Origin of the sequence: Streptomyces sp. 2A115 (assembly GCF_052245575.1) — a bacterium.
Taxonomy (GTDB): Bacteria; Actinomycetota; Actinomycetes; order Streptomycetales; family Streptomycetaceae; genus Streptomyces.
Genome location: NZ_JBQQCG010000031.1, coordinates 21,074 through 34,666, shown reverse-complemented (window position 1 = coordinate 34,666; position 13,593 = coordinate 21,074). Strand labels below are relative to the sequence as shown.

13 protein-coding genes and 1 pseudogene are annotated in these 13,593 nt (G+C 70.4%); 9 read left to right on the top strand and 5 right to left on the bottom strand.

Annotation, left to right across the window (positions count from 1 at the left end; all coding sequences use genetic code 11):
* The first annotated feature begins 18 nt into the window (after positions 1 to 18).
* Positions 19 to 510, top strand: a complete 492-nt coding sequence (locus ACTWQR_RS25830) for a GNAT family N-acetyltransferase (protein WP_443229548.1) — start codon at positions 19 to 21, stop codon at positions 508 to 510.
* 53 nt (positions 511 to 563) lie between these two features.
* Here the strand turns inward: ACTWQR_RS25830 and ACTWQR_RS25825 are convergent, their stop codons facing one another.
* Both ACTWQR_RS25825 and ACTWQR_RS25820 read right to left on the bottom strand, forming a co-directional pair.
* The gene (locus ACTWQR_RS25825; RefSeq protein WP_443229547.1) at positions 564 to 1,223 is read right to left on the bottom strand and encodes a TOPRIM nucleotidyl transferase/hydrolase domain-containing protein; all 660 of its coding nucleotides are present in this window, start codon (positions 1,221 to 1,223) and stop codon (positions 564 to 566) included.
* Positions 1,224 to 1,392: 169 nt separating this feature from the next.
* A complete protein-coding gene (locus ACTWQR_RS25820) occupies positions 1,393 to 1,839 on the bottom strand; it encodes an SRPBCC family protein (protein ID WP_443229546.1) in 447 nt (148 codons plus the stop codon).
* 142 nt (positions 1,840 to 1,981) lie between these two features.
* Between ACTWQR_RS25820 and ACTWQR_RS25815 the strand changes: the two genes are divergently transcribed.
* Together ACTWQR_RS25815 and ACTWQR_RS25810 are read left to right on the top strand one after the other, a co-directional pair.
* Positions 1,982 to 2,188, top strand: a complete 207-nt coding sequence (locus ACTWQR_RS25815) for a hypothetical protein (protein ID WP_443229545.1) — start codon at positions 1,982 to 1,984, stop codon at positions 2,186 to 2,188.
* Entirely contained in the window at positions 2,185 to 2,406 is a 222-nt protein-coding gene (locus ACTWQR_RS25810; protein WP_443229544.1) for a hypothetical protein, read from the top strand. Before ACTWQR_RS25815 ends, ACTWQR_RS25810 begins: the two co-directional genes overlap by 4 nt.
* Positions 2,407 to 2,704: 298 nt before the next feature.
* On the opposite strand, the gene ACTWQR_RS25805 is transcribed toward ACTWQR_RS25810, so the two are convergent.
* A complete protein-coding gene (locus ACTWQR_RS25805; protein ID WP_443229543.1) occupies positions 2,705 to 4,060 on the bottom strand; it encodes a Gfo/Idh/MocA family protein in 1,356 nt (451 codons plus the stop codon).
* A gap of 396 nt (positions 4,061 to 4,456) precedes the next feature.
* On the opposite strand from ACTWQR_RS25805, the gene ACTWQR_RS25800 reads away from it, so the two are divergent.
* Genes ACTWQR_RS25800 through ACTWQR_RS25780 form a run of 5 tightly spaced genes read left to right on the top strand, consistent with a single transcriptional unit; the run spans position 4,457 to position 9,987 of the window.
* Entirely contained in the window at positions 4,457 to 5,743 is a 1,287-nt protein-coding gene (locus ACTWQR_RS25800; protein WP_443229542.1) for an ABC transporter substrate-binding protein, read from the top strand.
* The gene (locus tag ACTWQR_RS25795) at positions 5,740 to 6,675 is read left to right on the top strand and encodes a carbohydrate ABC transporter permease (RefSeq protein ID WP_443229541.1); all 936 of its coding nucleotides are present in this window, start codon (positions 5,740 to 5,742) and stop codon (positions 6,673 to 6,675) included. Before ACTWQR_RS25800 ends, ACTWQR_RS25795 begins: the two co-directional genes overlap by 4 nt.
* Complete coding sequence (locus ACTWQR_RS25790; RefSeq protein ID WP_443229540.1) at positions 6,672 to 7,544, top strand: carbohydrate ABC transporter permease; 873 nt, start codon at positions 6,672 to 6,674, stop codon at positions 7,542 to 7,544. The genes ACTWQR_RS25795 and ACTWQR_RS25790 overlap by 4 nt, the downstream gene beginning before the upstream one ends.
* Complete coding sequence (locus tag ACTWQR_RS25785; protein WP_443229539.1) at positions 7,541 to 8,179, top strand: hypothetical protein; 639 nt, start codon at positions 7,541 to 7,543, stop codon at positions 8,177 to 8,179. The genes ACTWQR_RS25790 and ACTWQR_RS25785 overlap by 4 nt, the downstream gene beginning before the upstream one ends.
* Positions 8,176 to 9,987 carry a hypothetical protein gene (locus ACTWQR_RS25780; protein ID WP_443229538.1) on the top strand — a complete coding sequence of 604 codons (1,812 nt, stop codon included), beginning with the start codon at positions 8,176 to 8,178 and terminating at the stop codon, positions 9,985 to 9,987. The genes ACTWQR_RS25785 and ACTWQR_RS25780 overlap by 4 nt, the downstream gene beginning before the upstream one ends.
* Positions 9,988 to 10,017: 30 nt before the next feature.
* Here ACTWQR_RS25780 and ACTWQR_RS25775 read toward each other — a convergent pair.
* Positions 10,018 to 10,219 (bottom strand): annotated as a pseudogene (locus ACTWQR_RS25775) (hemin ABC transporter ATP-binding protein); the annotation flags it as partial.
* 362 nt (positions 10,220 to 10,581) lie between these two features.
* Here ACTWQR_RS25775 and ACTWQR_RS25770 point away from each other — a divergent pair.
* Entirely contained in the window at positions 10,582 to 11,793 is a 1,212-nt protein-coding gene (locus ACTWQR_RS25770; RefSeq protein WP_443229537.1) for a cytochrome P450, read from the top strand.
* A gap of 62 nt (positions 11,794 to 11,855) precedes the next feature.
* On the opposite strand, the gene ACTWQR_RS25765 is transcribed toward ACTWQR_RS25770, so the two are convergent.
* Positions 11,856 to 12,959, bottom strand: a complete 1,104-nt coding sequence (locus tag ACTWQR_RS25765; RefSeq protein WP_443229610.1) for a hypothetical protein — start codon at positions 12,957 to 12,959, stop codon at positions 11,856 to 11,858.
* Positions 12,960 to 13,593 lie beyond the last annotated feature (634 nt).

Genomic DNA, 13,593 nt, shown 5'->3' with positions numbered 1-13,593 from the left:
TTACGTATGATGCCGGGCATGTTGAGGCTGGAGAGGCTCCGGGACGACCACGCGCCTGCCCTGCTGGCTTTCGAGCAGCGGAACCGGGAGTACTTCGCGCGGTCCGTGCCGGACCGGGGCGACGCGTACTTCGACGAGTTCGCTTCCCTCCTCCTCGCCCGCCTCGCCGAACAGGACGCCGGCGTCTGCCACTTCCATGTCGTCCTGGACGAGCACGGGGACCTGATCGGCCGTGTCAACCTCATCGACGTCGACGAGGACGGCGCCGAACTCGGCTACCGGATCGGCGAGCGCGCCACGGGCCGGGGTGTCGCGACCGCCGCGGTCGCGGAGGCGTGCCGCCTCGCCGCCGCGACCTACCGCCTCTCCGCACTCAGAGCGGTCACCACCCTCGACAACCCGGCGTCCAGGACCGTGCTCGCACGGAACGGGTTCACCCCGGTGGGGGACATCACGATCGACGGGCGCCCTGGCGTCCGGTACCGGCGTCGGCTGGACGCCACTCGCTGATCTCGCACGTCGTCGAGGGTCCGGGCCGGGGTCAGGATCGAGACCGGGATACGTCAGACGTGCGCGAGCAGGCGGTCCAAAGGCCGTGGTGTCCGGGTGAGGTCCAGGTTCTCGACGAGTGAGTGGGCGTATTGGGCCTTGCGGCCACTGTGGGTACCCATGAAGCGGCGGAGCTGTTGCTCGAGGGTGCGTTCGCGTTGGGCGGGCTGGTTCTGGAAGGTCCGGAAGGGGCGCAACTCGCCCTGAGCGACGATGACTCGCTGCACGGCGGCGGCGCCGAGGGAGCGGATCAACTCGTCCTCCAGGTCCGCGTCGCACATGTAGAAACCGAGTGGTTCCAGTCCGTCGCGCGTGAGATCGGAGCCGAGGCCGGCCCGCTCGAGAGCACGCCGGAAGAAGCGCTCCTCACCGGCGTCGCACAGGCCCGCCAGCCGCACGTCGAGCCCCTGAGGACCGCACAGATCCACGAACCTTCCGACACTCGTCGCACCCCCGAGCGGCACGACCGAGACGCCCTCCGCGTCGAGGTCGCGGCCTCGACGCGCGGCCAGTGCTTCCAGCGCGACCTGATCACTGCCCCCTTCGACGAGCACGACCGTACGCACGCCGACGCCGACCGCCAGTTCCTGTGCGGCCACGGCAGCCGCCGCCGCGTCGGCGCCGCCGGCCGCCCACTCCACGACCGCCCGACGGAACCGCTCCATGTCGCTCATGAGTCCAAGTCTCGCAACTTGGGCCCAGGCCACTCCAATTGTTTCTGAAGCGCATCGAGGCCGAGCTGCGGCTGGTGCTGTCGGAATGGCGCTTCGTCCCGAGTCGCCGGGAGGCGTTCTTGAAGTACGACGCGCTGCCCGGGGGTTTCCGGCTCGGCTCCCGAGGCCTTCAGGGACGCAGCAACAATCGATCCACGGCTCGCCCGAACATCCACCGAGCCGCCCGCTTCAACAGGGGATCGACCAGCCGGGGCAGCACCCGCACGGCCAACTCCTCCCGCCACACCACCCGCGAGCCTCCGCCCACGACCGGAACCGGATGCACCTCGATCTCGGCCCACCCCATGACGAACATGCCCCGCTTGACGAGCCGACACATCCCGGAGCCCTCGCCTTGAGGGGGCCGCCAGACGACCACCTCCATGGGGTCGTCGAACGCCACCGGCCCCACGCCGGACCGGGCCACGAACACGGTCCCCTCCTGGGTGGGCGGCCCCGTGACGACCCCGACCCGCGTCAGCGGCACCACTTCCGCGTGCCGCTCCCAGGCGGTGAGCCGCCGCCAGGCCTCCATCGGGGCGAGCGGTGTGCTCCGGCAGATGAGGAAGAGGGCCACGTCGTGATCGTATGCGTGCCCTGACGGGCGTGCTGTCAGGTGGGTCGAGACGCTGTCGGCGTCGTCGAGCCACAGTTCCGCGTGCCAGTTCTCCAAGATCCTGCGCCGACCCTCTCAGCTTGCTTCCCACGACGCTGAATTCATGGCAACAGCACAGCAAGAGCCGAGTACCACGGGTGTCACGGCGGCGGTCGACACTCTGAGGGAAGCACTGACGGCGGCGGGGATCGTGCTGCCGTCGCTGAGGGCGGATACGGCGCCGCCCTCACTGAACCTGATCGCCCTCGGCCGGGTGCGCGCGGATGTCGCGCTGCGGCTGGCCGACGTGGTCCAGCGGGGGTGCGCATGAACGGGTACACACCGGAGATCGGTGATCTCGTATGGGACGAGGCGACGCGCAAGGTCGGCCGGGTCGTCGACCGCATCGGCCCGTACTGGCAGCTCAAGCCGCCCGGCGGTGGGCGGGAGTGGGACGCGCACGGTCCTCTGCGGCCTGCTACCGCGGCGGAGAGGCTGTCGGCGGGCGTGGCGCTGGCCAACGCCCGGAGCCGGGGAGAGCTGCCATGAAAGGACGCGATGCGCCCGATGCGTAGGGTGCCCGGACAGCGGGCGCTGAGCCCCCGCCGGTTGGCCGGAAGCCGTGGGCGAATCCTCTCCGGCCGGGTAGCCGGTCAGGGGATGTGACACTCTGCGGAGAAGTGTCACATCCCCCAGCGCATACCGTGGGGTCCGGCAGCGTCGGCCAGCACGCCGCACTGCTGCCAGGGTTCGCCCACAGCGTCCGGTTGGTCGACGAGGGCTCAGTCACGTAAGGACCAGGTGACGGGCGCCCTCACTTGGTGATGCCGCCCGCGGCCCGGCGACCTCAGACGTCCAGCACATCCCGCACCCGAACCGGCAACCCCGTCTCGAACGACTCGTTGGCCGCGAGACCGGTGACCAGCGACCGCGCCCCATCGACCGCGTCCGCCGCCCGCCCCAACGCATCCGCCCCCGTGTCCGAGCCCGTCAGCGTCCCGAACAGATCTGCCAGCATCCGGACGTCCCCGCCCCCGTGGCCACCTTCCCCGCTCGCCACCTTCACCTCACGCGGCCGTTCCCAGAAGCGGCGCAGCAGCAGCTCGGTGCGCCCGGCCTCCTCGCCGACGGCGGAGCCGTGCATGACCGGGCCGGCGGCACCCCCGGGCTCGACGTCCGGCCGGACCCACGTCGTCTCCTCGACGAGCAGTTCGAGCCGCCCCTCGCTGCCGTTGAAACAGACGCGGTAGCCCTCCCAGGGGGCGTACGCGGTGAGGTGGTACGTCAGTGAGGCACCGGACGCGTACCGCACGAGTACCGCCATGTCGTCCTCGATGGTCACGCCGGGGCCGAATACGTTCTGGTCCCGGTGGTAGCCGTCCTCCCCCTCGGCATCGAGATACAGCGCGCTGAGCACGGGGGAGTCGGCCAGGCGTACGGCGAAGGGATCGCCATCGGCGGCGGGCGAGCCGTGAGCCCGATCGTAGGGGCGGGCGAGGCCGCGTCGCTGCCCTGCCTCGTCACCGTAAAAGAGCAATCCACCCTGTGCGTAGACCGTCTCCGGCTGTGTACCGAGCCACCAGTTCACCAGGTCGAAGTGGTGAGTGGCCTTGTGGACCATGAGGCCGCCGGAGTTGGCCTTGTCCCGGTGCCAGCGCCGGAAGTAGTCGGCGCCGTGCCGCAGATCGAGCAGCCACTCGAAGTGCACCGAGCCGACCTCGCCGATCTCACCGGCCGCGATGAGTTCCCGTACGGCCGAATGCACCGGGTTGTAGCGGTAGTTGAAGGCGACCCGCACCTCGTGGCCGGACCGCTGCCGGGCGTCCAGGATGCGGCGGGCCCGCTCGGCGTCGGTGGTCATCGGCTTCTCGGTGACCACGTCACAGCCCGCCTCCAGGGCGCGCACGATGTAGTGGTCGTGAGTGCGGTCGACGCTGCACACCACGACCAGGTCCACGCGTTCGCGGCGCAGCATCAGGTCGAAGTCCTCGGCCGCGTACGCCGGTACGGGTTCTCGGCCCGGGTGGTCGGCCGCGAGCCAGTCGTTGTGGACGGACATCCGGTGCGCGTTGACATCGCAGAATCCCACCAGGTCGATCCGGTCGGAGTGAGGACCGGACAGCGCCTCGGTGAACAGCCGGGCGCGGGCGCCCAGGCCCACCACGGCACAGCGGCGGCGTGCGGTTGCGGTGTCGGGAGTCATGGAGTCTCTCCGTTCGCTTGCGGATCACAGAGGATGACAAGGGCCGCGCCGACGGACCACGGGGGAGCGGGCGTCGGGCGTCACGCGTCCCAGCCGTGGATGCCGACGGCCCGCCCGAGGGCGGTCGGCCACAGCGAAGGCGGCTGACGCCCGACACCGTGCACGGCGAGAAACCTCCGCCGCGTCGCGACCGCTCACACCGTCTCCCGCACAACGCGAGGCCGTCACCCCGGCCCACCGGGAGTCGGTGAGGATCGGGATCCGTCCGCCGAGAGCTAGGTTGGCGGTCGGGTTCCTTCCGTTTATCGCTGCAGGGGTCTTGTTCTGACATCCGGACGTTACCTAGGGTCCGTGGTGGGTGCAAGCGCTTTCTAGCTGGGAGAGGTGACCCAACGCATGCCCGGAAACAGGACAAGGAGGTCCTGCGCGACGGCCACGGTGCTCGCACTCTGTGCGGTGCTCACCGGCTGCTCAGGATCCGGCGAATCGAGCGGTGGTGGCAAGGTCGTGTTGCGTTATACCTGGTGGGGCAACCCGGACCGGGCGGCACGCACCGAGGAGGCCGTCGCGCTCTTCGAGGAACGGAACCCCGGTGTCGACGTACAGACGTCGTTCTCCGGATACGACGCCTACAAGCAGAAGTTGGCCACCCAGGCGGCCGGCGGCGACGCCCCCGACGTGATGCAGCTCGACTACCGCATGATCGACCAGTACGCGTCCGGGGGCGTGCTGCTGGACCTCGCGAAACAGCGGTCCACGCTGAGCACGGCGGACATCGACGCGGGGCTGCTGGCCACGGGCGTGGTGGACGACAAGCAGTACGCGGTCCCGCAGGCGCGCGGCACCGAGACCATCGTGTACGACACGAAGCAGTGGAAGGACGCCGGAGTCGAGCTGCCCCGTGAGGGCTGGACCTGGAGCGACTGGGCCGACTCCATGCGCGCCCTCGCCGAGAGGACGGGCAAGCCCGGCGGCACCGATCCGGGATGGAGCGAGGACGCCTTCGAGGTCTGGCTGCGCGGCCAGGGCAAGTCCCTGTACACCAAGGACGGGAAACTCGGCTTCACCGCCGACGACTTGACGCGCTACTGGACGTTTACCGACCGACTGCGCCGGGAGGGGGCCGTCTCACCGGCGGAGGAGACCACCCAGCTCGACGGCACCGTCGAGAACACCCCGCTCGGGCGCGGCGGCAGGGCCCTCTCGGACAACAACTGGGACGCGCCGTCCAGCGGCTTCCTGGCCCTCGTCCCGACCGGAGTCACCCTCGGCCCCATGCCGTCCGGCGAGGACGGCACGCCCGGCCAGTACTTCAAGCCGTCGATGTTCATGGGCATCGCGGACAGCTCCGGCCATCCGAAGGAGTCGGCCCGGCTCATCGACTTCATGCTGAACGACCCCGACGCCGCGAAGATCCTGGGCGCCACCCGCGGCATCCCCGTCAACGAGACCATCCGTGAGGACCTCGCGCCCGAGCTGAAGGACTTCGACAAGACGGTCGCCGACTTCCAGGCATCCCTGGACGGCGACCTCAACGACCCGCCCCAGGCGCCCCCTTCGGGCGACAGTGCCCTGCAGACCACCTTCCAGCGCGACTACGACCAGGTGTCGTTCGAGCGGATGTCGCCCCGTGAGGCGGCCGAGGACTACGTCACCGAGGCGAAGGCGGAGCTGAGGTCATGACCACCACAGAGGTACCGGCTCCCGCGCGTGCCGCGAAGGCCGCCCCCGCGAAGCCGTCCAAGCGCCAACGGGAGGGCGCCGCCTGGGTGTTTCTCTCCCCGTGGGTCCTCGGCGCGTCCGTGCTGACCCTGCTCCCGATGGCCGTGTCGCTCTATCTCTCCTTCACCGACTACGACTTGTTCAACCCGCCCCAGTGGGTGGGCCTGCGCAACTACACACAGATGTTCACCGAGGACCCGCGCTACTGGCGCTCGGTGGTCGCGACCCTCACGTATGTCGTCATCGCTGTGCCCCTCCAGCTCGGCCTCGCCCTGGTCGTCGCGCTCGCCCTGAAGTCCATGCGGCGCGGCCGGGGCTTCTACCGCTCGGCCTTCTACGCGCCCTCCCTGCTCGGCGCCTCCATGTCCATCGCCCTCGTGTGGCGAGCGGTCTTCAACGACGGCGGCACAGTCGACAACCTGCTCGGGACGGGTGGTTGGGTCAACCAACCCGGCTGGGCGCTGTTCGCCGTCGCGCTGCTGACGGTGTGGCAGTTCGGCGCGCCGATGGTCATCTTCCTCGCCGGACTCCAGCAGATCCCGGGGGAGTTGTACGAAGCGGCCGCCGTGGACGGGGCCGGCCGGTGGCGGCAGTTCCTGTCCATCACCGTGCCCATGCTGTCCCCGGTGATCTTCTTCAACCTGGTGCTCCAGACCATCCAGGCCTTCCAGGTCTTCACCCCCGCGTTCGCGGTCAGCGCCGGCAAGGGAGGCCCCGCCGACTCGACGCTCTTCTACACGCTCTACCTCTACGACCGCGGCTTCGTCGCCTCCCACATGGGCTACGCCTCCGCGATGGCCTGGACACTGCTGATCGTCATCGGCGCCGTCACCGCCGTACTGTTCCGGACCTCGCGCTCCTGGGTCTTCTACGCCTCCGAGGGGGACCGATGACCACCTCAACCGCCACAACTGCCGCTGTACGCAAGCCCGTTGCCTGGCGGCGCGTCGCCCTGCACGTCGGCTGTCTCGCCGCGCTCCTGGTGATGCTGTATCCGCTGGCGTGGCTCCTCGCGACCTCACTGAAGCCCGCCGACGAGGTGATCGCCAGCCTCGACCTGCTGCCCAGCAGCCTGGAGTGGTCCAACTACACGACCGCCCTCGACGGCGTGAACGACGTCTCCGTATGGCGGCTGCTCGGGAACTCGCTGTTCATCGCGGGCGGCGCCGTCATCGGCAACGTGCTGTCGTGTTCTCTCGCCGCCTACGCCTTCGCCCGGCTGCGGTTCCGCTTCCGAGGGCCGTTGTTCGCGTTCATGATCGCGACGATCATGCTGCCGCACCACGCCGTGCTGATCCCGCAGTACATCATCTTCAACCAGCTCGGCATGGTGAACACGTACTGGCCGCTGATCCTGCCCAAGTTCCTTGCCACGGAGGCCTTTTTCGTCTTCCTCATCGTGCAGTTCATGCGCGGGCTGCCGCGCGAGCTGGAGGAGGCGGCACGGATCGACGGCTGCGGCCCGTTCCGCAGCTTCTTCCTCGTCATACTGCCGCTGACCCGGCCCGCGCTGATCACTACGGCGATCTTCACCTTCATCTGGACCTGGAACGACTTCTTCACCCAGCTGATCTATCTCTTCTCGCCGGAGAAGTTCACGCTCACGCTGGCACTCAGGCAGTTCGTGGACGCCTCCAGCCAGTCGGCCTTCGGTCCGATGTTCGCGATGTCGGTGATCGCGCTGCTGCCGATCGTGCTGTTCTTCCTCGCCTTCCAGCGGTTCCTGGTCGAGGGCATGGCGAACTCCGGGATCAAGGGGTGAGCGGCGGCCAGGCCCGCGAGACGGGCGAGATCTTCGGGCCGCGGATGACGCTGTTCGCGGATGTGCTGAGTGTGGGCGTGTGTACGGCGGTGGCGTCGCTGCCGGTCGTCACGCTGCCCGCCGCGCTGTCCACGGCGTGTGCGGTCCTGCGCGGGGCACGCGAGGACCAACCCGCGACGGCGGGGCGGTACTTGGCCGTGCTGCGGCGCCGGTTGCGCGTCGGTGACCTGGCCGCCGGTGCGCTCTCCGTGGCGGGCGTGCTGCTGGTGCTGGCGGACCTGGCCCTGGCCCGGGGTGGGCTGCCGGGCGCGCCGGTCTTCGCGGTCGTCGCCGCCTGCATCGGCGCGTACGCCGCCGTCATCGGCCTGCGTGCCTGCGCCCGGCCCGAGTCGCTCACCGGCTGGCGGGCGGCGGTGGGCGGGGCCGCCCGGGATTCCGTACGGGACGTGGGTGGCAGCGGACTCGTCCTGCTCGCCCTGGCGGCGGCCGCGCTGTGTGCGTGGATGCTGCTTCCGTTGGCGTTCCTGGCACCGGGGCCGTTGGCGCTGGCGCTGACGGCGGTCGACGTGCGGTTGTCCCCCCGCGTCGACGCCGCTCCGGAGGAGTCCGCCGCTTTTGACAAGGAGACCGCATGATGGCCCGCAGAACCTTTCTCGCCTCCAGTGCCGCCGCGACGGCCCCTGTCGGGCAGGGAACCGCCGCTGCCGCCACGGGAGTCGGTGAGGACGGGGACCGGCTGGACACCGACTTCCTCGCCTTCCTCACCACTGCCGCCGACGCCCGCGCCGAGTCGATCCTCGACGGATACGCCGCCTACCTCACCGAGTTGCGCGACCAGGGCAAGGCGCGCTCCTCCGCCCGCGCGCTGCGCACCCTCACCTCGGTCTACGTGCACGAAGAGTCGGCGCACCACCACGACGGCGAACTGCTCGGCCCGCTGGGCGAGTTGGCGGACACGCTGGCCGAGGAGCAGTTCGACGACGGACTCTGGGACCAGGGCGCGGCCCACTCGCCGCCGGACACCGCCTTCTCGATCGTCGACCTGAACCTGGCGTACAGCCTGTTGGACGAGGACGGTCACGGGCCGACCCGGGCGCTACGAGCCACCGTTGAGCGGATCCTGCGTGCGGCGGGACCGGCGCTCGCCACCGGCGGGCTGCACACCGCGAACCACCGCTGGCTGGTGTGCGCGGCACTGGCCCGTATCCACCGTCGCTGGCCCGACCCGGCGTACCCGCGGCGCATCGACGACTGGCTCGCGGAGGGCATCGATCAGCTGCCCGGCGGAGAGTACAGCGAGCGCAGCCCCACCTACGCGGCGGTCGTGTCGAACCCGGCCCTGCTGACGATCGCCCGCTTCCACGACCGCCCGGACCTGTACGCGAACGTCCGGGAGAATCTGAACGCCTCCCTCCCCGTCATCGAGCCCAACGGCGAGGTGGAGATGGTCCATTCACGTCGGCAGGACCAGACCACCCTGCGCTACCTGCCGGAGTTCTGGCTCCAGTACCGGGAGTTGGCGATCCGGGACGGGGACGGCCGGTTCGCGGCGGTGGCCGCGCTCCTGCGGGAACGGGGAGCGGGTCAGACGTTCGGTGAGACCCCGCTGGGCGACCGGCTCGCTGAAGTCCTGGACCGACCGGAGCTGGCCCGGAAACTGCCCCAAGTGGCCGATCTTCCCACGGACTTCGAGCACCACGACACCGCCTGCGCCCTGGTCCGCGTACGGCGTGGCGACCGTACCGCGAGCATCTTCGGCGGTACCGACTTCCCCGACCTGCACGCCATCTCGTCCGGGCTGTCCACGAACCCCACCTTCTTCAAGATGCGCAAGGGAGCCGCGATTCTCGACTCCCTCCGGCTGGCCCCGCAGTTCTTCTCGCTCGGTCACTTCCGGGCGGAGAACCTGGAGCGCACGGACGGCGGTTGGCGTCTCACCGCCGAGGTGCGGGCCGCCTTCCACCAGCCCCTGCCGCCACAGCACCGCCGCCCCGACGGCCTCTACCCGCTCACCGACGACGGCCGCTTCTGGTCGGCGATGGACTTCCCGCACCGGCCGAAGGAGTACCGCACCCTCCGTACCGAAGTGGTGGTGAAGGAGTCGGCGGACGGCTCCTGGGCCCTGGACGTCCAACTGGCCGGTTCCGAGGTCCCGTTCGCCCTGGAGCTCTGCTTCCGCCGGGGCGGCACCCTGGCCGGCGCCGGCTTGGAGGAGGTCAAGGACTCCCCGGACAAGTACCACCTGGTGACCGGGGAAGCCACGTACACCGTCGGCGGCGACCGCATCACCTTCGGCCCGGGCAACGGAAAGGGCGGCAAGCAGCCGCCGGTGGTGGACGCGGGCGAGCGGTACTCCTGGATGAACGGCTCGCTCACACCGGACGGCGTCCGCGTCCTGATCACCGGACGATCGCCGCTCACCTACCGGCTGACGTTGCGCTGAAGCCCGGCTGGTGATCCGGGATCCTGCCCGTCAGGGAGCGCGTTCCGGCAGGACGAGCGGTGCGCCGGTGGGGGTGGGGCAGGACCTCGACGGGCTGGCGGTGGACGCGGGTGAGGAGGCCGGCCTCGAAGGCCTCGGCGGGCGGTCCGTCGGCCGCGGTGCGGCCGTCGTGGAGGACGGCGGCTCGGTCGGCGTATACGGCGGCCAGGCCGAGGTCGTGCAGGGCGACCACGCCCTGGTTCGCCTACCGACGCGGACACGTGAACGGAACGGGCGGTCCGTCGGCGGGTGACGGTGCGACCGGCTGACCGACCGCAACTGAGGGGGCTCTCCGCGTACCGCGGGGGCCCCTCTGACGTGGGTTGGTCCGATTGGCGTGGGTCAATCGGACGGGTGCTTGCCGGGGATGGGCTGGAGGAAGTCGGCCGAGGGGACGAAGAAAAGGGCTCCGGCGACGGCCCGGGAGTAGTCAAGGATGGGGTCGTGGCCGGCGGGTGACGTGCCTGCGGGCGACGTACCGACGGGCGACGTGCCTGCGGGCCGATTGTTAGCCTGGGCTGTGATCCGTTTCCTGAAACCCGGCCCAGCCTCGCGATGAGCGTCATCGACTCCTTTCCGCTCGGCGCCGCGACCACGCTCGCCGAACTCGCCCGGGATCCGCATGCGCGACTGGCGCTGCTCCGGGCGCATGAACCCGTGTCCTGGCTGCCCGAACTGGGCGGCTGGCTGGTGACCCGCCGGGACCTCGCGCTGAACGTGATGCGGGACGCCGCGATCTTCACCGTCGACGATCCCCGGTTCTCCACCGCACAGATCGTCGGGCCGAGCATGCTGTCCCTGGACGGCGACCAGCACGCCCGCCACCGCGAGCCCTTCACGGCTCCCTTTCGCCCCCGAGAGGTGCACGACGGCTTCGCCTCGTTCATCGAGCGGGAGACCGACCGGCTCATCAGCGCACTGGAACCGGCGGGCAGCGTCGAACTGCGCCGTGCTTTCGCCGGGCCGCTCGCGGTCGCCGTCGTGACCGAGGCGCTCGGGCTGGTCGGCACGACCGCGGACACGGTCCTGGCCTGGTACGACTCCATCGTGCGGTCGGTCTCGGACATCACCGCCGGACATGAGACGGGGCCCGCCGGCGCCGCGGCCTACGCGCAGCTACGGGCCGCCGTGGAAGCCACCGTCGCGGACCGGGACGCCGCCTCGCTCCTGGTCTCCGCCGCCGGGCGGCTGGCGCTGCCCGAGGTGGCGTCCAATGCCGCGGTGCTGATGTTCGGAGGCATCGAGACCACCGAGGCGATGATCACCAATGCGCTACTGCACCTGCTGGAACGCCCCGACCAACTCGCCCTTGTCCGGGCCGACGCCGACCTGCTGGACGGCGCGATAGAGGAATCGCTGCGCCTCGAACCCGGTGCGGCGGTCGTGGACCGCTACGCCACCCGCGACACCGTCCTGGGCGCGGCCACGATCCGCCGGGGTGACCTGGTCACCGTCTCCCTGACGGGCGCCAACCGCGACCCGGCCGTCTTCCCCGACCCCGACCGGTTCGACGCCCGCCGCGAGAACGCGCGTCTTCAACTGGCCTTCGCACACGGTGCGCACTACTGCCTCGCCGCGCACCTCGCCCGCCTGGAGACGCGCATCGCCCTCCAGCACCTGCTCGAACGCCTCCCCGCCCTGCGCCTCGACCCGGACCGTCCCACCACGCCGCACGGCCTGGTCTTCCGCAAGCCGCCCACCCTGCATGTGCTCTGGGACAGCGACAGCGACAGCGACGGTGACAGCCTGCCTGACGGCTCTGCCTGACGACGGCCTCCAATCTGACGTGCCGTCAGGCAGACCGTTCGGGAACCCACCGCCATCACCGCTCACGACCGTGTGGCGGTCCCACATCCCTCTTCGGCGGCCTCTCGCATACGCGCGTCCATCGACGTGCTCCGGTCGTACGGGTCGACCTCGGAGCCGTCCCCCGGGCCTTGTGCCACGCGCTCGGCGCTGAACTCGGGGATGAAGAAGCCGGTGAAGGTGTCGCAGCCACCGTTGGTGGTGTCCACCTTGTAGGAGACGAGGGAGAACGTCCCCGGCTCGACGACCACCTTGGCCGGGTCGTCCCAGCTCATCACGACCTCGCGGCGCACGATGGTGCGTGCGACTTCACCGCTTCCCTCTGCGGCGCGTACAACCGGATAGACGTACGTGACATCGGTGGTCACCTCGACCGCACCGCGCTTGCCTTCCCGGTACGCGATCCGGCCTCGTGTCTTGACCACGTCCCCGACCGGCCGGACCTTCGTTTTCGCGAAACGGCTGAACAACAGCAGAGGATCGTTCTCCCGGCTGGGCGCGCGGAACGCGGTCGCCAGGTAGTCCTGGACATCCTGCTGATGCGGATTGATCAACGCGATCGCCTTCCGCGGCCGCTCCCCGCGCAGCACACCAGGATCCAGACTGGACGCGGCAAGGAAGTCCCGGGTCCGATCGAGGGCCTGCGCGACCTGCTTCTTGCTCATCCAGCCGGTCGCCCGTGCCGCGGGCAGGCCGATCCCTGCCGTCCCGTCACCCCACCGCACCGCGGGCGACCCCCGGAACGGCTCTTCCACCGTGGGCAGTTGGGCCGCCGCCGCGGTCGCCGGCGGCTGATCCGGACGCTCCGACTCCACGGCGAGCGGTGGCCTCTCGCCGCCTCCGCCTCCGCCTCCGAACCATCCAGCCACCCGCCCCGGAGCCAGTGCCACGACCAGCAGGACGAGCGCGACCAGCAGACCGACCGCGTACCAGCCCATGCCCCGTCGCCGCCGCGCCGGTTGGTGAGTCCGCCACCCCTCCGGCCGGCCGGTCTCCTCCCGCAGCCGCCGCGTCACCATCCGGGCGCGCGCCGACGGCTCCTCGGGCGCGCTCTGAGTCCCGGCCTCGGCCTCCCGAAGGAAGCGCTCCCACTCCTCGTCCGGTATGGACGCCCCACCCTTGCCCACGATGCGCTCCCGGTCCCTTCTCACGCACCCGGTCCCTCCCCAGGGCCGGTCATCATCCGTGCATCATCACACAGCCCAGCCGCACCATCAGGAACCTCAGTCTCCGCATAACCGGCCCTGAAAGCCCGCTGGTTGAGCCAGCCCCTCTTAATCCCTTGATCGCGGAGGGCCCTGGGCGCTGCGTGAAGCGCCGTGTGGCGCAGCGCCCCACAGCCGACTCGTTCCCCGGAAGCCGGAAGCCGGAAGCCGGAAGCCGGAAGCCGGAAGCCGGACGCCGGAAGCCGGAAGCCGGAAGCCGGAAGCCGGAAGCCCCGGACGACCGCGCCTGACGACCGCGCCTGAGGGCGCCGGGTCCCGCGCACCGCGTCGACACCGCTCCGATCGGGATGCGGTGGTCGTAATGGCCATCGTCGTCACCGCGGTCGCTGCCCTCGCGGCCAGCTGTCTGCTCGGGCGGCTGCGCCCGTGCAGTGGAAGGACGGCTGGGCGTCCGATCAGGAAGAACCCAAGCGGTTACAGCCGCGGTGCAGAGAGCCGATGTCCCGGAGCGGTTTAGCCGAACAGGGCCGGGTGCGGCCGCTATAGGCCGGCGGCAAGCCGGGCCGGCCTGTGCTTGGTCTGCCGCCGCAGCGCT